The organism is Gordonia sp. CNJ-863 (genome assembly GCF_001942325.1).
In the GTDB taxonomy this organism is placed as follows: Bacteria; Actinomycetota; Actinomycetes; order Mycobacteriales; family Mycobacteriaceae; genus Gordonia; species Gordonia alkanivorans.
Genome location: NZ_MKKG01000025.1, coordinates 1 through 20,894 on the forward strand (window position 1 = coordinate 1; position 20,894 = coordinate 20,894).

The following is a 20,894-nucleotide window of genomic DNA, read 5'->3' on the forward strand; positions in this document are numbered from 1 at the left end:
CGGCGCAAGCGGTGTGGTTGTGGAATCACATGCTGCGACGCGGCCTGTTCGTCGATCCCGATGTTCCGGTGGCCGCCGACACTCCTGAATCGAAAACAGCCGGCGCGTTGACGGCTGCTCGGCTCGACGAGGGCGCCCTGAGTGACCGAGCTGACTCGGGCGGGAAGTCCAAACCATCGAGGTTCACCACCGTGCTCAAGATCGACACCCCGTGGGAGGTCGACCCGCCCCCGCCGTCCTATCAGACGTTGTCGGTCATCACTGATACTCCCGCCGGCGGCACCCACTTTCCTGGCTCGGAGTTCTTCACCCTGGCCGAATCCATCACCGTCGAGGACCCGTCGCGCCCGGATACCAAAATCCCTGTCGACGTTGATTTCGCCATTCGTATCGTCACCCGAGCCGGTGGAGATGTGCTGCGCCGCAACCGCAAAGCGCTCAAACAGCTCAATGACCAGTTCCACCAGCGCGAAGGGGAACTGTCCACCGGCCGCAGCATCCTCGACGTCGCGGCCGAAGCACTCGCCGAATACTCCACACTGCTCGAATCAGATAAGAACGAGATCGAGGTCGGCTGGACGGCGATCTTCGCCACCTCCGGCACCACCGCAGCCCAAGCCGCGGCGGCCGCGACCGCCCTGGCTAACGAGTTCGCCAGCCAACAGTTCCGCCTCGCCCAGCCCTTGGGCTATCAGGAAGATCTGTGGTGGGCGATGGTGCCGGGCGCCCCGGCGCCTCGGGTACTCACCGAGTTCACCCAGATCACCACCAGCGGCAAATTCGGTGCGTTCGTTCCGGTCGTCGCCGCCTCCCTGGGCGATCCGAGCGGACCGCTGCTGGCGTTGTGCATCACCACCCACGTCCCCAGCGCCGTGCACTACGACGTGTCGGCACTGACCGAACGCGACGTGTCGAACTCGATCGGCGTCACCGGTGAACTCGGCGCCGGCAAGTCCGAGACCATCAAGGTCATCGCCGGCCAGATCGTCGATCGCGGTGGACAAATCCTGGTCATCGACCAGTCCGCATCAGGGGAGTACGCGCGCTGGGCGGCCTCGGTGGCCTCCGCGGTCGTCGTCGACATGGTCAACGCGGTCTACAGCCTCGACCCGTTGCTCATCTTCGACGGCGCCAAAGGTGCTGAACAGACCGAGACCATCCTGCGCGCGCTGCTGCGACTTCGCGTGCAAGATTCGCGCGCGACATTGCTGTCCGACGTGCTCTCCGACAGCTACCGAGCCCGCCACCCCTACCTGGGCACCGGCGGCCTGGTCAAACATCTGCTCTCGGGCGACTGCGACCTCGAGGGTGCGCTCGAGGTGGGCCGCGCCCTGGAGGTCCACGCCCGCAAGACCTACGCCCGCGCCCTGTTCGACGAGACCTTGCCCCCGCTACCCATCGAGGCCCCCGCGATCGTGTTTCGCACCCAAGACGTCTCGCTGCCCTCACGCGAACAGATGGAAAAGGAGCACCTGTTCGACAACCTCACCCCCGAAAAGCAGTACGGCCACGTCATTTACACCCACATCGCCAAACTGTCCCAAGGCATCATGTACGCCGACCCCGCCCAGATGTCGGCACTGGTCACCGACGAGGTCGCCCACATCCTGTCCGGCGCCGACGGTCTGGAGATCATCACCGAAGTCGTCAAACGCGGCCGCAAGGAGAACGCCGCAGCGATCCTCGGCGACCAGGATTGCGAGTTCGGCAGCCAGGAACTGCGCGGCCTACTCAAGACCCGCATCGCAATGCGTCACACTGACAAAACTCTTGCTCGGAAAGCGCTGGACTGGGTGGGGTTGGACCCCGACGCCGAAGACGTCCTGGAGGAGTACACCCGCAACACCGCTCCGATCACCCGCCCAGCACGCCACGCCAAGGACAAGCCCTACGTCAAACCCGAACGCCGCGGCGAGGGCTACATGCGTGATGCCTCCGGCGCAGTGGGCCGCATCAAAATCCTGCGTTCGTTCCGCACCGACCGCCAAACCGCAGGCTCGACTACCCCACAGAAGAAGACCACGAAGACCCTGACCCCCGAGGCGCTTTGATGCACCCGCAGCTTCCCGGTATCCGCCTGGAGTGGCCACGTCCGGTCCGCGCCGCCGCTCGATGGGTGTGGGCGCGACGCTGGGCACGGCGCCTGCTGATCCTGACCGTCGTGTGGCATCTGATCGGTGCGATTCTGTTGGTCTTCGCGCCGACCGCTGATGCGGCAGACGGTACCGCGAGCAGTACTCTGCGCAATCTGTTCGGCTGGATGAACATCAAGGATTCCCACGGCATCAACTCCGCCGACTACTACCTGTCGATCGACGAAGGTGGAGTCACCAGCCCCATCAAGGCGGTGTGGGCGTGGATCATCAACTTGGAGTACAACGCCTACCGCGGCGTGGTGATGATCGCGATCTGGTTCATCAAACAGGCTTTGTCGTTCAAGTGGCTCGACATGGTGACCAGTCCCATCTCCGACATCGCAGACGCAGTCACCTCGCTGACCGGGCAGCTCCACATGCGGCCGTTGATGCTCACCCTGGCCGGTTTAGCGGTGGCGCTGTGGCTGTTTCGCGGCCGCTATGCCACCGGACTCTACGAGCTGCTGATGTCGCTGATCATCGCCGCCGGCGTGCTGGGATTCCTGGCCAACCCCGTGGCCACTCTCGCCGGCGAGGACGGACTGATCTCCAAGGCCAAGGACTACTCACTCGAGGTTGCCACCGGCATCAGCAACGACGGCAACACCAACGGCAACCCCGATGCCCAGATCGATGACCTCACAGGACAACTCACCGACACATTCATACGCCAGCCCACCCAACTGCTGAACTTCGGGCGCGTTCTGGACACCTCGAAACAAGACGGCGCCGCCGCATGTGTCAAAGCCTTCGACGAGGCCTACTTGAAAAAGCCCGGCGACCGCTCGACCCTCGGTGAGATCCGCGACAGCGTCGAAGACATCCCCCTGGTCGGCGGTGCAGTCGACAGTGTGCTGCCCGGCGGGGACGACGCCAAGGCCCATGTCCGCGACGCGGTCGGCAAATGCCCCCAAGGCGATCAAATGAAGGACTACGCCGAGAACCCCGGCCCCGAACAGGCCATTGCCTCAATGTTTCTGCTGCCCGCGGCAGGCCTGGTCTTCCTGTTCGCGCTCTATCTCGCCGGGCGGGTGGTGCTGGCGACCGTGGTGGCGTTGTGGAACGGAGTGAAGCTGATCCCGGGCGGCCTGCTCGGCATCGCACCGATGTTCCGGACCCAACTGATGCGGTCGCTGGCCGATGTCGCCATGGCGTTGCTACAGGTGTGTTTCTCGGTCATCTTCACCTGCGCCTACTGCATCATCATCACCTCGGTCTTCGACAAAGACGGTGCGCAGTTGATGGCCACCGTGCTCGTCGCCGACGTCCTAATCCTCATCGCGTTGGTGATGTTCCGCAAAGGCATGCTCGGACTCAACAAATGGTCCGACCGGCTCACCGAGATCATGTCGCGGCGACCCGGCTCGTCACCGGTGGCAGTGAAACACAAGACCGCACCATCGGCACATGAAATGCTGGCCCGCGCCCATGCGGTCAAACACGGCTACAACACCGCCAGAAAGGTCGGGGGCACCGTCGGCAAGGTGGTCTCCGGCGGCGGACAAGCCGTGGCCGCGGTCGGCACCGGCGGAGCCTCTGCTGTCGCTGCGACAGCAGCCAAGATCGGCGCCGAGTACGCCGCCACCCAGACCGCGGCGGCCGTGGCCGCCAAACTGGGCGAGACCACCTCAGGCGCTCGCACTGACGGCGATGTCCCAGCCGCCGACGCCCCTGCCCAGCCGTCAGGCCCTGTTCCCCTCCCCATGGGCCCGGGCGGAGGTAGCGCAGCCGCGACTCCCAACGACAACCGGCGCCGCTCGCAGGCGCTGTATGAGACCGTCACCAAGGCCCGCGACATCCAGAACCGCCCGCTGACCCCCGCCGGCACCAGCGCTCCACCGGTCGCTTCCGCCCGCGGTGCGGTGTCTGGGGCTACCCGGGCCTCCGACACCCGCTCCGCTACCGATCGAGTCCGGTCGCTGGCCGAGGACAGCCGCAGCTTCCGTCCGCGAACAGCGGCTGATGGCACGGAGGTCTGGGTGCCGACACCCCGCGCTACGGGCTCTCCCGGCCAGCCGACACCTGCCCCGCGGCCGGCGCCGGCACAGACCCCGCCGGCGCCCCGGCCGACACCGCCGCCCCGTGATGCTGTCCGGCGGGCCGGTGGCCAGGTTGGTGGGCCACAGCCCACCAGCGTTCGCTAAGCGAGGCTGGCCGTGACAGTCACTGCGCCTGCACCGCCTACGCCAGCACGAACACCCGCCCCCGCCGCCGCCCCTGGCAAGCGCCGATGGTGGCTGATACTGCTCGCCGTCGTACCGGTCGTGTTCCTGTTACCGCCGCTGATGCTGGTGATGATGTTCAGCGGCAGCAACGGAGCGTGTGGGCCGATCCCGACACTCGAGCTGGCTCCCGGCGGGGCCCAGATCGCCGGCCTGAACCCGCAGCAGACACGGATCGCCGCGACCGCGGTCGGCAGGGTCGCTGCCCGGAAACTGCCGGCGAAAGCAGGCATCATCGTCATCGCGGTCGGGCAAGACGAATCCGGACTGCGGAATCTATCGAATCCAGCAGTGCCCGAATCGATGTCGCTGCCCAACGATGGCGTTGGCTTCGATGGCGGCTCGGTCGGCTTCTTGCAGCAGCAACCCCAGTACGGATGGGGCACCGCCCAAGAGTTGATGAACCCGGCGATCGCCACCGACCGGTTCCTCAACGCCCTGATCAAGGTGCCCGGGTGGGAGAACATGGACCCCGCCCAAGCGGCCACCACAGTGCAGCGCAACGCCACCGGCGCCGCTGCCTATCAGGAATTCATGGGATCGGCGAGCAAGATCGTGGCCTCGCTCTCCGACAGCTCGCAGGTCACCGATTATGTCGAGAGCGTCGGTAGCGACGCCGCTGCGACGGTGCCGCAACAGAGCGCATCGCCGGGCACGCAGGTCAAACCGATGAAAGACGGTACCTACCAGGTGTCCTCGCCTTTCGGGCCGCGCGACGGCGCGCAGCACGCTGGGATCGACCTGGCCGCTCCCACCAATACGCCGTTCTACTCCGTCGCCGACGGCACGGTCGTCGACGCCGGACCCGCTAGTGGCTTCGGGCAGTGGATCGTCATCAACCATCAGATCGACGGCAAGCTGTTCGCCACCGTCTACGGCCACATGTATCCCGATGGCGTCCTGGTCAAGAAGGGCCAGAAAGTCACCGCCGGACAACTCATCGGCAAGGTCGGCAGCAACGGCCAATCCACTGGTGCCCACTTGCATTTCGAAGTGTGGGACGGCGGTCACCGCGACTTCGACGGCGGCCACGCTATCAATCCCGCCGCGTGGGCCACTACCGGCACCAACCCCAGCGGCACCGCTCCTCCCGGCGGCGACGTCGCCGCGCCCGGCGGCGCAGCATGCCTCCCGCAAGCACCTGTGCCCGGCAGCGCCGACATCCCGGGATTTCGCCCCGGGGGGCCTGCCGGACCGAACATTGTCGCCGCCGCCGCGTCCCAGATGGGTATCCGTTACTCCTGGGGCGGTGGCGACCTCAACGGACCCACCACAGGAATCAGAGACGGCGGCGCCGGCGACGCCCACCAGGACTACGCCATCCCCGGCTGGGACTGCTCAGGCCTATCTCAATACGCGGTCCACAAAGCCACCGGAAAAGTCATTCCCGACGTCTCCCAAACACAGTCGGCAGCGGGCATCGCGGTGCCTGATGAAGCCCATGCCGAACCGGGGGATCTGGTCTTCTTCGGAGGCCAAGGCAGCGCCACACACGTCGGGATCTACATGGGTGGCGGGAAGATGGTCAACGCCCCCGAATCCGGCGCCAAGGTCCGCATCGACAACATCCACAACGGCTTCTCCACACCGATCACTTTCCGCCGCTACCACTAACCCGCACAACACAACCGAAAGCCTTGGGGGCCCTTCCATATGAAACGACCACTGGCCATCGCCGCCACCTTCGTCGCTGTAGCCGCGCTAATCGCCGCTGTACTCGCACTGGGCGGTGCCTTCACCGAACACCCATCTGCGGACACATCATCACCGACCTCGACCTCACCGGTCACCATCGCCCCAGGGCACGACGCGCATGCTGATGCCGGCGGCACCGACTCGGCCACACCACGGTTCGCCGAACCGTTCACCGACATCGACCCGGCCGACCCGATCGCGGTCATGCAGGCCGGACTCGAAACGCTGTTCACCTACCGGCCCAGCGAGGACGCCACACAACTCGCCGCCGCCCGCCGCGCCGAACCGTTGCTCGGCCCTGCCGGCATCGACGCCGGATTCGCTTCCCTGGCCCCGGTCACCGGAGCCCAATGGCGCCAGTGGGCACAGGCACGCGCCACTGTGAAAGCCACCGTGGCGATCCCCGGCGGCAACGACAACCCCGACACGCCGACCGCGGTGTCGCGCATCGTCACCGTCACCCACCAAGTCACCGATTCCGACGGACGACCTGCCGGGCGCCCACCGACCCCGTTCGCGGCATACACCACCGTCACCAAAGACGCCACCGGCGCCTGGCACATCACTAGACTCTCAGTCCAGCAATGACCGCCGACGACAACGACCATGACCACACACGAGAGGCAGCGGCGATGAGCGAGGACACCGACCTGACCTGCGACTGGTGCGCTCTGTACTCCATCGCCCAACCACGCACCGTGAACTACGGCGTCACCGTGCGGGACTGCTGTGCCGGCACCAATGTCGACTACCTGCTGTGCGACCAGCACTGGGCGATCCTGCGCGATCAACGATTCCCCGCCGAGTGCCCCCGCTGCGGCGATCTCGCCACCACTCTCGACGACATCGTCACCACCGTCATGCCCCTGGGCGACTACGAACGCAGCGAACTGTCGCCCGACACTGCCCAATACCCCGCACCGGCCAACGCCACCGCAACACTGCTACGCACCGACACCGACCTACCCAATGCGCTGCGCGCCGTCACCCACCTCACCACACCGCACGCGAAGGCCGACCTCGACGAACCGCAGGCCGCGCCCGCCGCCTCCTCGACTGTGGAGCCCGCCACTGAGGTTCCCCCCGAACCGTAGAGGCATCGATAATGAGGAGCACGATGCCAGAGAAGCGGAAGAAGTACGACCGGGAGTTTCGTGATGGGGCGGTCCGGATCGTCGAGGAGACAGGTAAGCCGATCGCCCAGGTCGCCCGAGACCTGGGGGTCAACGAGGGCACGTTGGGCAACTGGGTCAACCGGGCGCGCGCCGAGCGGGAGGGCAGCGGCGAGCTGACCCCTGATGACGCTGCTGAGCTCAAACGGTTGCGCGACGAGGTCGCCGAGCTGCGCATGGAGCGTGATGTCCTCAAGCGATCGGTGGTCCTGTGGGTGAAGGAGGCGACGAAGTGAGCGTGGCACGCTTTGTCGCCGACCAGAGGACCAAGTACCGGGTGCCACACGCGGTGAGCTGCCGGCTACTCGGGGTCAGCGAGGCGTGGTTCTACAAATGGCACAACCGGTCCCAATCACCGGGTGCGGCAACGGGTTTGCACACCACACGCGACTACCGCCGGGACACCATCGACCGTGCCGTCGCGGTGGCCTTCGACAAGGCCCGCGGGCTGCACGGGTCGCCGCGCCTGCATGCGGATCTGCGTGCTGACGGGTGGACGGTGACCGAGAAGACTGTCGCTGATTCGATGTGTCGTCAGGGCCTGGTGGCGCGGCGGATCCGCCGGCGCAACGGGCTGACCCGCCAGGACAGAACCGCTCCGAAGTTCCCCGATTTGTTGGGTCGCGATTTCACCGCACAGTGCCCCGATGAACGGTGGGTCGGAGACATCACCGAGATCCCGACCGCGGCGGGCAAGCTGTATCTGGCCACGGTCATCGACCTCTACAGTCGCCGTCTGTTGGGTGCGGCCACCAGTCGCCACCCGGATGCTGCGTTGGCGTGTGCGGCCATCGAGATGGCGGTCGCCACGCGGGGCGGTAAGCAGGCGATATGGCGTGACGACGATGCGCAGAAGCTGATTTTTCACACCGATCGCGGGTCGACGTACACTGCGAAACGGTTCACCAAGCTGTGCCGGAAGATGGGTATCCGGCAGTCGATGGGGCGCGTCGGATCGTGTTTCGACAACGCCGCCGCCGAAGCATTCTTCTCATCCCTGGAGTGGGAAGTGTTGTCACGCAATGATTTCAACACTATCATGGAGGCGCGGGCCGTCGTGTTGGAGTGGTGCTACGGTTTCTACAACCACCAGCGCCGGCACAGCACGATCGGGATGGTGAGTCCGGTCGACTACGAGAACGCCGCACTGACCGAGCCCGAAGCCGCATAGAGGAGTCCTCCACGATTCCGGGGGAACCACAGCCCGCCACGGACTACGACTACATGACCATGGCCGAGGACATCTGGCTCTATCGCCGCGAGCAGCAACGTCTCGACGTCGACTACGAACAGTACGGTCGCCACATCGACGATCTGTCCAGCCAACTACGCGAGGCCACTACCACCAACGATGCGCCGACAGCGCAGCATCTCGATGCGCAGCTCGCACACTGGCACCAGCAACGCCAACTAGCCCAGGACTACGCCCACGACTCGCTCAAACACGACCGCCAGGCGTTCGCGATCTGGCGGCAAACCAGCGACGGGCAGTTCTTCACCGACTGGGTCACACGCGCCTACACCATCACCACCTGGATCGCCGACATCGACGAACGCTGGCATCAGCACTGGCAAGAACTCCTCGACACCATCACCGCCGAGGAACGCACCGCGCACGCCACCGGCATCTGGATGCCCCGCGCACGCCGGCATACATTGCTGCGATATTTGCGTGATGCTGCGGTGGTGATCGCTCTGGCGGGACTTGTCCTCACGGCTCTGCTGAGCCCGGTCTGGCTCGCACTCGCCGCCGCCGGCGCCGTGGCCGCCGGCTACAGCATCTACTCCGCCAGGGACACCACATGGGAGACGCTCAACAGAGCAGCCGCCCGGCATTCCCGCGCACAACGTGTTGAGCGCTTCGGTTTCGACCCCCTCGACGAGCCTGATCGGTCCGCGCCGCGGTGGTCGATCGAGCCCAATCCCATCGGCTACGTCGTGACACTTCAGACCGCGGCAACGACGGGATTTGAGACCCATCCGCGACCAGACGCACTCCCTGAGCTGCACTACCCGGTGGTGGCTTCCTCCCACACCGTCCCCGAGGGGATGCGCGCACTTCTGACATCCTTCACTTCGCCTGCATAACGCACAGGAACACCGGTCGCCGCGCCAGGCGGTGACACGCCCGTAACCAGCTAAACCACACGTCGTTCGGGGGAGCGCCGTAGTACTATGGTGCATATATTTGTTGTAGATAAATGGCTTACATGTTCGTGTAACTGCGGAGGGGACAGCGAAGATGAACGTCGCGAATGCGTCACGGCGCCGGCTCAACCGGTCGACAGCAGTGGGCATTCCTACCGCGTGCATCAGCCTCATCATCGCCGTGTTCGCGACATTCCTTACGCCCGCGGCCTCCTCGGCGGCGCCGAGCTGCCCGAAGGTGGCAGTGGTGATGGTGCCGGGCACCTGGGAAACCACGCCCACCGCCAGTCCGCACCAAGCCACCGGGATGCTCAAGCAAATCACCGACCCCATCTCGGCGAAATATGGTGCGGCAGTACAAATCATCTACACCCCCTACACGGCCGACGCGTTCCGCCAGGCGACTTATGGTGCGTCGAAGGCCAACGGTGTCCGCGCACTCAACACGCAGCTGTCAAAGATCGTGGCCGCCTGCCGGGCGATCAAGGTCGCATTCGGCGGCTTTTCTCAGGGGGCTGACGTCGCCGGCGACGTGGCCAGCAACATCGGCAACGGCAAGGGCCCCATCACCCCTGAGCAGGTCCTGGCCGTAGCTCTGCTCGCCGACCCCAAGCGAGGTAGTCCCGGGGAGGTCGGCGTGGGACCGCAACCGGCGGGCACCACCGGCATCGCCGGGCCCCGCCAACAGGGGATGGGCTCACTGTCCGGCAAGGTGGCTACCATCTGCGCCCCCGCCGGTCCCGGCCGCAGCGCAGACCTCTACTGCGGCGTCGACGCCAAACGCGATGGCCTGCTTGCCAGCCTCGGCACCATCCTCAGCCAGAGCGGGGCCACCCCCACCCGTCCCACCACCGACTCGGCCACGAGCGGTCCTGGTGGCGCCGACGAACTGGCTACCTCGCTAACCAGCAATCTCGATCCGGAAGCTTTGGGCAGTGTCAGTGCCACCCATGCCGACCTCACCAGCGCGGCCACTCCGACCAACGGTTCGGTCAACCCCAGCCAGCTCGCCCATACGGCGTCGTCTCTGGTTGATGCTCTTTCTCCGCTCATCGACATCGCCGACTCGGTCGCGGGCGATCCTGGACTGGCCAAACGACTCGGCTCGGCACCGGGAGATTCACCCGAGCACGCAGCGTCCACCGTGCTTGGCGCGGTAAACAAGGCCGACCTCTCCCAAGCAGTGGGCACCGCACGACAGCTCGCTCAGACCGCCGGCCAGCTCAGTACCTCATCGCTTCCGGCGAATACCCCGCAGGCCCAGCAACTGACCTCCACGGCCAAAGGCCTGTCCGACCAGATTGCCCCTGTCGCGGCGACCCCTGCTGACACGCTGACCACGGCCAGCAATGTGCTCTCGGTGCTGCAGCCCCAGGTCCTCGTCGACCAGCTCACCAACGTTGCCAGCGGGGTCGGCGGAATGGCGGCCAACCTGCCCAAGATCATCGCCAACCTGCAAGCCCTGCCCGCACGGATCGCCGCCGCCGACATCGACGGAAGTCACCGCATCGCTGGTGAGCTCAACAACCTGTTCCGGCCGCTGGTGGCTATGGCCGCACAGATCGATTTCAAAGCCGCCTCGCAGGTCCTGGCGATGATCCCGGACCCGCAGGGCTACACCCAGATCGCGGCGATGGTGCTCTCGATCATCGGCAACGTCGACATCGTCCGCTTGGCCAACGACATCGGCCAAGCACAGGAAGTCGCCTGGGCCGCACTCAAGAACCCGACCGCGCTGGCCGGACTCATCCCCGTCGGGCTCGACATCGCCTCGGTCGCGACCGGCATGCTCACCGGCACCGCAGCCAAGACCGACCCGCAGCTGCTGGGCCAGTCGACCCAGGTGTCCTCGCAGGCAGCGTCGATGATCCAGGCCGGCCAGAACAAGAACCTCGCCGGCCTCGCCGGCTCGCTGACCGAGCTGGCTTCCTCCAGCAACACCGGCGACCTGATGAAGCTGGTCTCTCAAGGGCTCGACGCCGCAGCGTTCTTCGGCTCTCAGTCCCACGTCAGCTACGGCAAGCTCACCGTCGACCAACACGGCCGCAGCGCCACCCAATGGCTTGCCGACTGGATCAACCAACGCATCGCCACCGTCATCGGAGGGACCAGCGTATGACCACCCACCCGCACCACCCCGGGCAATGTCTGTCGGCAGAACTCGTGGTCGCCGACATTCTCGACCTCAGGCCCGACGACGAGATTGACCTGACCGGTCTGGCCCGCGAACTCGCCACCAGCGGTATCGATCTCGACGATCCCGCCAACGAACACCTCATCCTCACAGCGGCCGAGGCCTACACCCACACCGCCCCGGCCGCCGCCAACACCATCTGATCACTCAGAAAGGTCGTGCGATGACACACACCCGTCTGCAGCTGTCCCGCCGTGAGCGTCTGCATACCGATCCGGCGGAGGTAAGGCTGATGCCCCCCACCCACGTCCCCGATGTCGTGCACTACGACGTCTCAGCACTGACCGAACGCGACGGGTCGAACTCGATCAGCGTCGCGGGTGAACTCGGCGTCGGCACATCCGAAACCACCGCGGTCGACCACCGCAACGGCGTGTTCCACGCCCGAGGTGCTGTGGGGATCGTCGTGATGGTGTTCGCCGTCTTGATCGTCGGCACCGGCATCGGCCTGGCCCGCGCCGATGACACCCCGAGCACCCCGGACACCGCGCCCACCGACAAGATCGGTGTACTCACCATCAGCCACGTCACCGCGGACGGCGCACCGGTCGAGAACTCGGTGATCCAGTTCAAGCGTGTCAACGATACGACCACCACAACGTCGCGCGCGACGGCCGATCCCAGCGAATCGCCCACCCCGACGTCGACCACCCCATCTGCCACCGAATCCACCGAATCGTCTGCCACCGAATCTTCGGCCGATAGCCATCAGCCTCAGCAAGTTCCACGCCGCAACCGTCGAGCCTTCGACTGCCGATCGGCACCACCTTTGATCTGATCACCGGCACAGAACCGATCGTGCTCGCCGTGCCCGAAGGCGACTACACCCTCACCCAACTCGGAGTCGTGGCCACCGACACGAACGGCGAAACCGGCCCCACCGCCGAGGAAACGACCGTCCACGTCACCGCCGGCACACAGGTCGACGGCAAGCTCACCAACCGGAAGTCGACCACACCACCAGCTTCGCCCGAACCGGTCCCGGCTAACTGATGCGCCGCCTGATACGCCTAGCGATCGCCGTTGTCGCCGTCCTCGGTATCGGCGTGGCAACCGGGTTCATCGATCCACACCACCCCACCGATGTGATCGGCCGGTCCCTGTCAGCCCTCTCGCCGGCAGCAGCCGACACACCACACAAGCCAGCTGACCCGCAGCCATCCACCGACCACACCCGACGTCTACTGAGCGAGGTACATGTGGTGAACACGATGCCCGAGGTGGCGGGTTATGAACGGTCGTGTCGCAAGAACAAGGCCTGTGTGTTCGGGCCGGCATGGACTGACGACTCGACTGCGCCGTTGTCGCACAACGGTTGTGATACCCGCAATGACGTGTTGCGACAGCAACTCGCCCGCGTGGTCACCGATCCGAAGTCCCGTGGCTGCACCGTGATCTCCGGTGTCTTGGACCCGGACCCGTACACCGGTGCGGTGATCGAGTTCCGCAAGGGCTCCACGAGCGGCGATGTGGAGATCGACCACGTGTTCCCGCTCGAGCAGGCCTGGCACTCCGGCGCGTCGGCGTGGCCATTGGCCACGCGGGTGCGCTTCGCCAATGACCCCGCCAACCTGCTCGCTGTCGACGGCGGACGTAACAGCGCCAAGGGCTCCAAACCCATCAGCGAATGGCTGCCACCGAATCAGGCTTACCGGTGTGACTACATCGCCCGCTACCTCGAGGTAGCCGCCACCTACCAGCTGCCCATCACCGCCGCTGACAAGACCACCGCCGAACGCACCTGCTGAACGCGTCGACGACGTCGCAGGGAACACCGAGAAAGCGCACCGAGCAAGGAGAGACACCTGATGACCACCACCATGTCGCGCACGCCCACCCGATCACGCGTATGCCGCGTCGCCGCCAGCCTGGCGATCGCCGGCGCCGCCGCGGCCGGAATCGGCCTGCCCACGGCGGCGCCTGCCTCGGCCGCGGTCACTCCGATCGGCACCATCAATGGCCACCCCGCGTTCGCGATCGGCCCACACGGCGACAGCGGGGCCTGTGCCGCCACGGCAAATCGGCTGAGCGGCTACGGCGCCAAGAAGTTCGGTCCGACGTTCGGCACCTGTTACCGCGCCGCGGGCGGCAGCTGGTACGCGATCAGCCCCTGGTCGGCCTAGAACCCCCCTAGACCCCTCCGGGTTGTGTCGAGACTGGTCTGGCCCCCAACCAACGGTGAACGACACAGCAACGGAGACGAGGAAACTCGGTGGCTCCCGCCCCTGGCCCCTGGCCCCGCGGGAAACAACGGCCCCCAACCGCACCCTGGCCGGCAAACCAGGAGCACCGGGCGGGAGCCACCGAGTCCCTACCACCGACACAGCGAAACAGGGCAGCGCATGAACCTCACCGCCGATCACACACCGCGCCGGCGCGCACTGGTCACGATGGTGGCGCTGTTGGTCGGCCTCGGCGGACTCGCCTTCACCCCGTTCGCATCTGCTGCCCCGGCCGGCGGCACGATGGTGCGGGTCTCGGATCTGCCAATGGGTGCGGAGTTCGGGTGCAGTCTGGGCTTGGCCGGCACCGACGCCGACGGTCACCCGATCGTCACCACCGCACGGCACTGCACATCCGGACGCCCCGGCACACCGGCCTACCTCGATGAGCAGACCATCCCGTCAGGGCATCTGGTCGCCTCCTCACCGATGACGACCTTGGACTACGCCGCCCTGCGACTGCGCCCCGAAACCACGGTCACGCAGCCGGTGTCGGTGAGCGCACCGCCTGCGGTGGGTGCCCAGGTGTGTAAAGCCGGCCGAGTCACCGGCTTGTCGTGTGGACCGGTCATCGAGGTCACCGCCACCACCTTCACCGCCCTGATCCGGGTCGCCTGGGGCGATTCCGGTGCCCTGGCCACCAACACCGCCGGCGCCGCGGTCGGCACCGTCAGCCGCGGACGCAGCGAGTCGCTACCCGCCGACCCGATCGCCGCCGGTACCGCCCTGGCCGCGTCGATGGCCGGCATCATCCCACCGCTCCCCACGGTCTTTATCCGCGCTGATGCCATCGCCGCCGACATGGCCGCACGCATCGGGTTCCACACACGCTGATCGTTTCCGGCGTGAAATCGATGGAGTGCAACGCTATTCATATTGTGCCCATGACGTTGAGGGTGAGAGTGTTTGCGGCACAGTGGGCAAGTCTCTACGGTGGGCAAGGTTTGACCGGGCTTATCAGTGGCGATACCCGCCACACGGTCTGATCCCCTGTGCGGGGAGATTGAGAGAACTCTGATGAACAAAGCTGAACTGATCGCAGCGGTCGACGCCGGACTCGGTGACGAGGTCACCGCCCGCGAGGCGACCGCATTGGTCGAGCAGGTCGTCGACACGATCGTGCGCACGGTCAACAAGGGCGAATCGGTGACGATCGCCGGCTTCGGCGTCTCGAGAAGAAACGCCGCGCAGCCCGGACCGGCCGCAACCCGCGCACCGGCGAGCCGGTCAAGGTCAAAGCCCGCTCGGTACCGGCATTCCGGCCCGGCACCCAGTTCAAGGCCATCATCGGCGGACAGCAGAAGCTGCCGCGGACCGGCCTGGCGATCGTGCGGGGCGCCGCCGAACCCACCGCCGCCGCCAAGAAGACCACCACGGCGGCCGCGAAGAAGACCAAGCCAGCAAAGAAAGCCACAACGGCGAAGAAGGCTCCCGCAAAAAAGGCGCCGGCGAGAAAGACGGCCGCCAAGCGGACCCGCTGACGCTGCACCGCCGTCGCCAACAGCCGAGAGGAGAGGACTGATGGGTGGCCGTGACGTCGACGACGCCGGCGAACCGACCCCGTTGCTCGAGCTGGCGCAGGCACCGATCCACGTGCTCGCCCTGGCCGAACTCGGAACGTCGACGGCGCAGCAGATGAGCCGAACCCTGGCCGGCCACGCCGAACTACTCGAGCAGACCGTCCCGCCTGACTTTCGCGACCTCGACGACGCCCACACCCACATCGACAGCGCCCTCCGTGCCCACCTGACGCATCTGGGTGCGGAGTCGGTGTCACGGCGCCACATCGAGGACTACACCGGCGACATGGCCACTGAGCGGCGCATGTCGCTACACGGCAAAGTCGCTCTGCTCGCGCTCCTCGAGGAGGGCAGCATCACCTAAGCGCGACAGAGTCGGGGAATGGGCGAGGGCCTGACAGTTCTCTGACGCAGAGCTTCCCGGCGCGACGTGCAGACACTTTCGTGGCGCCAGGCCCTCGCCCACATCCCGAGGCTACCGTAATGTCGCACGTGTGTTCGAACAGTGGTCTGACGCGAGGACGCTGCGGGTGTTTGATCCGCCCCGGGCGGTCACCGTCGATATGACCGTGATCGATCCAACGCTGGGGCGTGGTCGCCGGTTCGGCCGGTCCGGGGTGAGTCTGCATGTGCCCGCCAACGGCGCCCAGATCAACTCAGAGCTCTCCGGGTGGCAGATGGCATGGCTCGGTATGGCCGATGGGCAATGGCGGGCCCTGGTCTACGTGCAGATCTCCAGCGTCAACGGGCAGTCCCGGTTGCCGGTCACCTTGTGGGTACCGCCGGATGCGCTCACCGTCGCCGACACCACCTCTGAGGACGGCGCGGTCCCGCCAGCGGCGAGCTGACCCCACGATTCCACCGGCGCCCGATAGGGTTACGGGTACTTCTCATCTATCAGGTCTGTGCGCAGTATCGCGTTCAGAACGGGCCCGGCCAGGGGGTGGTGATCGATTGATGCCCTCCCTGGCCGGGTCTCCTGCATTCACGGCCTGGCACGCTGCCGGCGCCCCGGAACCGGCGGTGGCGGCGTCGGACACCGCCCGTGGTGGGGTGTGGTGCGCGGCGTGCGGTACCGACGAGCTGGCGATGCTCGCTGCGACACAGGTGGTCTCACGCAAGTTCACCGACCTCGAGTCGTGGGTGTATGGCGGGGACTGGCTGTGCGCGGCGTGTGCCTGGACGTATGCGACCGCCGAGTTGCGCCGCACCGTCTATGTCGTTGACCAGCAGCCGCCGGCCCGCACCGTGTTCGAACGACCTGCCCTCGGCCGGCTGTTGGCTGCGGGGCCGTTGCCGGCCGATCGGATGGTGGTGGTCCCGGTCCGCGGGCGCCGCCACATTCTGCCGACGGCGCGGTGGGGGCATGTCTGCACCGACGACACCCAGGTGCGATGGGATGATGCCGCGGTGGATCTTCTGCTCGCGTTGCGCTGGCTACGCACCCTGCCCGGGATACGCGCAGTCATGCTGACCGACCCGGCCCCGCCGATCGCGGTCCTGCGCGCTACTCCTAGCGAGCAGTGGTCGATGATCTTGGAGCGCTGGGACGTGTTGCAGGCGTGGCGCACCCATCCCGGGGCGTGGTGGGATGCCGCGATCGCCCTGTCCACACCCGAAACTGTCGGAGCTCCGCAGTGACCGACCAGACGACGGCGGTGTCGCCGACAGTCCGGTGGCGGGCCGCGGTCCCGGAACTGCCGGCCCTCACTGAGCCGGCGGCGATCACCGCCGAACGCCTCCTGCTGTTGGTGCACTACAACCTGGACTGGGATTCCTGGATCGGTGAGCACCGCCGCCGCTACTGGGACGAACTGCTGCCGTCGCGGGTCCGCACCGCCACCTACCGCGCCGACACCCTGCCCGCCTGGTGGTCACTACTCGCGCAGGCTTTACCGATTGTGGTGACCGACAAGGCACGGCGCCTCGAGGTGGCCCAGCTGTTGGCTGAACCGTCCGCACCGGTGTTGGCGATCCTGCGTGAGCAGCTACCCGCCCTGGTGCTGCGGGTACGGATCATCGCCGAAACCGTCGCCGAACACCGCCGCACCACCACGGCCGCCGACGCAGCGGAGGAGGGGAGCTGATGGGGCAGCAAGGTAGTGCGCCGCTGATCTCGGCGGTGTTCGACGTCGACATCACCGCGCTGACCTCGATCGTGCACCGAGATGACTCCCGCAACACCTCCTCGGTACAGAGCTTGTTTCGCCGGGAGAAAGTGCTCACCCCGGCCGGGGAGGTGGCGGTGGTGCCGATCATCTCCGGCAACGCCTGGCGCGGCATCCTGCGCCGCACCGGCGAAACCCTCCTAGCGCCGGTCCTCGACTACACCGGACAGCTGCCCCCGGCGGCGGCGCACCTGTTGCGTAACGGCGGCTTCCTGCGCAAATCCACCCGCGAGATGACCCCGGAGCAGGAACGCGAACTCAAAACCCTCGTCCCGCTGATCGGACTGTTCGGCGGGGCCGCGAACGCGCGCATCATGTCCGGGAAACTGGTGGTGTCCAAAGTCGTTCCCATCACCGCCGACACCACACACCTCCTGCCCGGCCCACCACCGGACGGGCCGGTGCCGGCGTCGATCCACACCATCCTCGGACAGGAATCCACCTCCCACCTCAACGACCTGACCACCGACACCAACGAGGGGCACGACGGCCCGGTGGGGGAGGTGTTCAGCCCGATCCGCCTGGACACCGAAACCCTCATCGCCGGCACCCGCCTAGCCGGCCAACTCCGCCTGACCCACGCCACACCCACCGAATACGCACTCCTGCACGACATCCTCGACACCTTCGCCGAGGCCGGGCACCTCGGCGGTCGCGTCGCCGCCGGCTACGGCCGCATCCACGCCCACATCACCACCACCCACACCGCCGGCGCCCCCGACCCCGACATCGACTGGCGCACCCAGGTCGCCGACAACCGCGTCGCCGCGATCACCGCGCTCAATCAGCTCACCTGAAGCCCATCGGATGCGTTCTCTGACACCGCTGATCGTGCGCGCCGAGCTGCCCCACGGCGTGTGTTTCGGCCAACCCTGGGGCATTAGCCTCGACGGGCTGCTCGCCTCGGTGCTGTGGCATCGCCGCAAAGCCGACGCCGCAGCCCGCGGCGAGTTGCTCACCTACGACCCGCTGGCCACACCCGAGGACCTGGACCTGCCGTTAACGCGCTGCACGCTGGGAGAGCCGTGGCACTGGATGTGCACCTTCGCCCACACCACCCCCGCCACACCACAACCTGATCCGCGGACCCGGTCGAGCCGCACCGACCACGCAGACCTGCAACGGCTCTCCGCACTGGTGCCGTCGACGGTGTCGGATGCGCGCGGGCACTACCGCAAACGCCTGATCCCCGCTGTCGCCACCGTCACCGCGACCGCGACGTGGCGGGCCGTCGGTAACCCCGACGCAATCCGCGATCTCCTGATGGAGGTGAGTGAGATCGGCAAGTACCGCACCAGCGGCGAAGGCCGCGTCGGCGCCTGGTCCGTCGAGGACGCCCCTGAGGACGACTGGTGGTCGGCCGGACATGAACACACGCCTGGTGTCCTGGGGCGTATAGCGCCGACTGCTTGCCTCGCCGATCATCCCGACATCGCCCATGGTGGACGCTCACGGGCAGCCGTACGCGCTCCCTACGCCCATCCCAGCCGACACGCACCCGAGGCCTACCTCCCTGGCGTCGCAGAGGGCCTTCTGACAGAGTGCTTCCCGCTCTCTAAGGTGTAGTGAGATCGTCAGTGGTAGTTGCACTTTGCAGTGAGTGGTGTGACGTGTACCGGTGGCGGCGGACGAAGCCTTTTCCTTTGCCGCTGTGGGTATGTGGGATGGGCGATGGCAGCGTGATTGTGGCGGGGTCAGTGTCTTTGGACAGAAGGAAGATCTGATACCTGCCCTCGGTCCAGCCAGCACTTCTACTGGCGGTGATGGCGGCGCCGATCTGCCGGTCGAACCGGTGCGCCGGGCCAGACAGCGCGGTGAGTCGGGCCGCTTCGACTGCTGACCACTCGACGTTGTCACGGTGGTAGCGGAGTTCGGCAATCTTGGGTTTGATCTGTTTGTCTGCGTAGAACGCGATGTAGTCGAATGGGCGAAAGTTGCGCTTAGGTGGGCAAACATACACGCCGTCGGATTGATAAAGACCCCACGCAGCCGCGGCGGGAACAACGAGGGTGTCTAGTGGTGTCACGGGACGTGTGCGGTAGACGGCGCTGACTCGTTCGCGTTTCTCCAACCAGCGACGGGCATCTGGTTCGATCCACTCGACCAAGGTCAGCATTTCCTCGAGGTGGAACATGATGTCTTGGGCCAACAGTGAATCATGGTGTGCCAGACGGTTGCGAAACGGTCGCAGTCGATCGAGTTTGGCGGACACACTCTTGCGGAGATGTCTGTCTGCACCTGGAATGGCCTTGTTGAGAGCTGCGCGCCACAGATCCTCGTGTTTGGGGCCGAACAACTGAGGCCAGAACCCGAAGGACAGCCCGGCGATAATCTGATCTCGAGAGTCTCGATGCGGGCTCAGCCCGCGAAGTCGCGCTCGGGTCTCATCGACACTGCGGGTGATCGAGGCATGGGAAGACCCAGTGATCGTTGGAATCATGAACCAGGGGATTCTGCGGGTGTCTTCTCTGGCATATAGGGCCAGTTCGCGGTCGACCGCGTTGCGCAGCATCACCTCGACATACGCCAGCGTTTCCATGCACGCCGCCGCCATTGACGCATTCCAGGCGTAGAGCTGCAAAGCTTTGGATTCGTCTCCCTGGCTCTCATGCAGATAGGGGGCCAGCCGAGATGGCGTCAACAGATTGACGATCGCAGCATCAGCGGTCGGCGTCAGGGGTGATGCAGGCATAGCGCCAAATGCTATCCTGAATAACGACGCCCCAGGCCGCCTCTGCTCTGAGTACTGCGACCTGGGGCTCCTTCGTTCTCGCCGCACGATCTCGAGCCCGGCTCTGTCACCAGCACGATGAGTGCCCGACATTCGTGATCAACGATCAGCGCTCTCGCCGACGGTCGAGATGAGACGCTGGGCACGACAAGTGCCAGGCTTTCGAGTGGGAGAGATGGGCTCACATTGAGCAAGATGTTGGCCAGGATGGAGGCGAGGGCGATCCCGAGCGCTCTGGAAGGCGTGTCGGCGTGGATCACCCCGGTCACGGTGCTGCCGATCGGGATGACGTTCACGATCATCGCTCGGATGTCGGTGCGCGGTATCCGCTATTACCCGACAGCTGTCGCGGTGATCAATGGACAGCGAGTGGAGATCGGCGCCTCCTGGTCAGCTGATGCCCGCATGTCGACGTCCACGTTCTGGCACCCTCTCGACGCCGCCCAGGCGCTCGCGGGGGACATGGTGGTGGAGTTGTTTGAGGCTGATGAAGCACGTGACCGTCACGAGCGATCACACGTCGACACCATCGAGCTAGGCCCTATCAGCGCCTCAGGGCTGTGACGACACTGCCGACACCACACGACGACCGGCGGAGGTGATGAGTATGGCGGCACTAGTTCTCGGATCACCTCGCGGACGCACGGTGCACGCGCTCGAGTCGCGGTGCGAGCGCCCTGTGCCCAC

23 protein-coding genes and 1 pseudogene are annotated in these 20,894 nt (G+C 66.1%); 23 read left to right on the forward strand and 1 reads right to left on the reverse strand.

What is annotated here, in order from left to right; genetic code table 11:
- The 22 genes and pseudogenes from BJF87_RS14510 to BJF87_RS14615 form a co-directional block, all read left to right on the forward strand.
- A partial coding sequence (locus BJF87_RS14510) for an ATP-binding protein (RefSeq protein WP_139319500.1) occupies positions 1-2,051 on the forward strand: 2,051 nt, incomplete at its 5' end.
- Positions 2,051-4,279 (forward strand): hypothetical protein, encoded by a 2,229-nt coding sequence (locus BJF87_RS26280; RefSeq protein ID WP_075863376.1) that lies wholly within the window; start codon positions 2,051-2,053, stop codon positions 4,277-4,279. The genes BJF87_RS14510 and BJF87_RS26280, both read left to right, overlap by 1 nt.
- Before the next feature lie 12 nt (positions 4,280-4,291).
- Positions 4,292-5,971: a peptidoglycan DD-metalloendopeptidase family protein gene (locus tag BJF87_RS26775; RefSeq protein WP_139319501.1), complete on the forward strand. Its 1,680-nt coding sequence runs from the start codon at positions 4,292-4,294 to the stop codon at positions 5,969-5,971.
- Positions 5,972-6,010: 39 nt separating this feature from the next.
- Positions 6,011-6,640, forward strand: a complete 630-nt coding sequence (locus tag BJF87_RS14525) for a hypothetical protein (RefSeq protein ID WP_075863378.1) — start codon at positions 6,011-6,013, stop codon at positions 6,638-6,640.
- The gene (locus BJF87_RS14530) at positions 6,637-7,146 is read left to right on the forward strand and encodes a hypothetical protein (RefSeq protein ID WP_075863379.1); all 510 of its coding nucleotides are present in this window, start codon (positions 6,637-6,639) and stop codon (positions 7,144-7,146) included. The genes BJF87_RS14525 and BJF87_RS14530 overlap by 4 nt, the downstream gene beginning before the upstream one ends.
- Positions 7,147-7,169: 23 nt before the next feature.
- Positions 7,170-7,460 (forward strand): transposase, encoded by a 291-nt coding sequence (locus BJF87_RS14535; RefSeq protein ID WP_075863408.1) that lies wholly within the window; start codon positions 7,170-7,172, stop codon positions 7,458-7,460.
- Complete coding sequence (locus BJF87_RS14540; protein WP_075863380.1) at positions 7,457-8,395, forward strand: IS3 family transposase; 939 nt, start codon at positions 7,457-7,459, stop codon at positions 8,393-8,395. The genes BJF87_RS14535 and BJF87_RS14540 overlap by 4 nt, the downstream gene beginning before the upstream one ends.
- A 53-nt stretch (positions 8,396-8,448) precedes the next feature.
- Entirely contained in the window at positions 8,449-9,312 is an 864-nt protein-coding gene (locus BJF87_RS14545) for a hypothetical protein (protein ID WP_075863381.1), read from the forward strand.
- 154 nt (positions 9,313-9,466) lie between these two features.
- Positions 9,467-11,491 carry a cutinase family protein gene (locus BJF87_RS14550; RefSeq protein ID WP_084813199.1) on the forward strand — a complete coding sequence of 675 codons (2,025 nt, stop codon included), beginning with the start codon at positions 9,467-9,469 and terminating at the stop codon, positions 11,489-11,491.
- Complete coding sequence (locus BJF87_RS14555) at positions 11,488-11,709, forward strand: hypothetical protein (RefSeq protein ID WP_075863382.1); 222 nt, start codon at positions 11,488-11,490, stop codon at positions 11,707-11,709. Before BJF87_RS14550 ends, BJF87_RS14555 begins: the two co-directional genes overlap by 4 nt.
- A gap of 20 nt (positions 11,710-11,729) precedes the next feature.
- The gene (locus BJF87_RS14560) at positions 11,730-12,344 is read left to right on the forward strand and encodes a hypothetical protein (RefSeq protein ID WP_139319502.1); all 615 of its coding nucleotides are present in this window, start codon (positions 11,730-11,732) and stop codon (positions 12,342-12,344) included.
- A 20-nt stretch (positions 12,345-12,364) separates the two neighbouring features.
- Positions 12,365-12,559 carry a hypothetical protein gene (locus BJF87_RS14565; protein WP_075863384.1) on the forward strand — a complete coding sequence of 65 codons (195 nt, stop codon included), beginning with the start codon at positions 12,365-12,367 and terminating at the stop codon, positions 12,557-12,559.
- A gap of 218 nt (positions 12,560-12,777) precedes the next feature.
- Positions 12,778-13,314, forward strand: coding sequence for an HNH endonuclease family protein (locus BJF87_RS26780; RefSeq protein WP_396246703.1), 537 nt, complete (start codon positions 12,778-12,780; stop codon positions 13,312-13,314).
- A gap of 60 nt (positions 13,315-13,374) precedes the next feature.
- Positions 13,375-13,689: a hypothetical protein gene (locus tag BJF87_RS14575; protein ID WP_075863386.1), complete on the forward strand. Its 315-nt coding sequence runs from the start codon at positions 13,375-13,377 to the stop codon at positions 13,687-13,689.
- Between the two features lie 219 nt (positions 13,690-13,908).
- Positions 13,909-14,622: a hypothetical protein gene (locus BJF87_RS14580; protein ID WP_075863387.1), complete on the forward strand. Its 714-nt coding sequence runs from the start codon at positions 13,909-13,911 to the stop codon at positions 14,620-14,622.
- A 183-nt stretch (positions 14,623-14,805) separates the two neighbouring features.
- A pseudogene (locus tag BJF87_RS14585) lies at positions 14,806-15,263 on the forward strand (HU family DNA-binding protein); the annotation flags it as partial.
- Between the two features lie 46 nt (positions 15,264-15,309).
- Positions 15,310-15,672 carry a hypothetical protein gene (locus tag BJF87_RS14590; RefSeq protein WP_075863388.1) on the forward strand — a complete coding sequence of 121 codons (363 nt, stop codon included), beginning with the start codon at positions 15,310-15,312 and terminating at the stop codon, positions 15,670-15,672.
- Between the two features lie 166 nt (positions 15,673-15,838).
- On the forward strand, positions 15,839-16,156 hold the full coding sequence (locus BJF87_RS14595) for a hypothetical protein (RefSeq protein ID WP_262338971.1): 318 nt from the start codon (positions 15,839-15,841) through the stop codon (positions 16,154-16,156).
- 109 nt (positions 16,157-16,265) lie between these two features.
- On the forward strand, positions 16,266-16,949 hold the full coding sequence (locus BJF87_RS14600; protein ID WP_262338972.1) for a hypothetical protein: 684 nt from the start codon (positions 16,266-16,268) through the stop codon (positions 16,947-16,949).
- Positions 16,946-17,395 carry a hypothetical protein gene (locus BJF87_RS14605; protein ID WP_075863390.1) on the forward strand — a complete coding sequence of 150 codons (450 nt, stop codon included), beginning with the start codon at positions 16,946-16,948 and terminating at the stop codon, positions 17,393-17,395. Before BJF87_RS14600 ends, BJF87_RS14605 begins: the two co-directional genes overlap by 4 nt.
- A complete protein-coding gene (locus BJF87_RS14610) occupies positions 17,395-18,273 on the forward strand; it encodes a hypothetical protein (protein WP_075863391.1) in 879 nt (292 codons plus the stop codon). Before BJF87_RS14605 ends, BJF87_RS14610 begins: the two co-directional genes overlap by 1 nt.
- 10 nt (positions 18,274-18,283) lie before the next feature.
- Positions 18,284-19,042 (forward strand): hypothetical protein, encoded by a 759-nt coding sequence (locus tag BJF87_RS14615; RefSeq protein WP_075863392.1) that lies wholly within the window; start codon positions 18,284-18,286, stop codon positions 19,040-19,042.
- On the opposite strand, the gene BJF87_RS14620 is transcribed toward BJF87_RS14615, so the two are convergent.
- On the reverse strand, positions 19,032-20,168 hold the full coding sequence (locus BJF87_RS14620; protein ID WP_075863393.1) for a hypothetical protein: 1,137 nt from the start codon (positions 20,166-20,168) through the stop codon (positions 19,032-19,034). The genes BJF87_RS14615 and BJF87_RS14620 overlap by 11 nt on opposite strands.
- Before the next feature lie 234 nt (positions 20,169-20,402).
- Between BJF87_RS14620 and BJF87_RS14625 the strand changes: the two genes are divergently transcribed.
- Positions 20,403-20,771, forward strand: coding sequence for a hypothetical protein (locus BJF87_RS14625; protein WP_075863394.1), 369 nt, complete (start codon positions 20,403-20,405; stop codon positions 20,769-20,771).
- Positions 20,772-20,894: the final 123 nt, after the last annotated feature.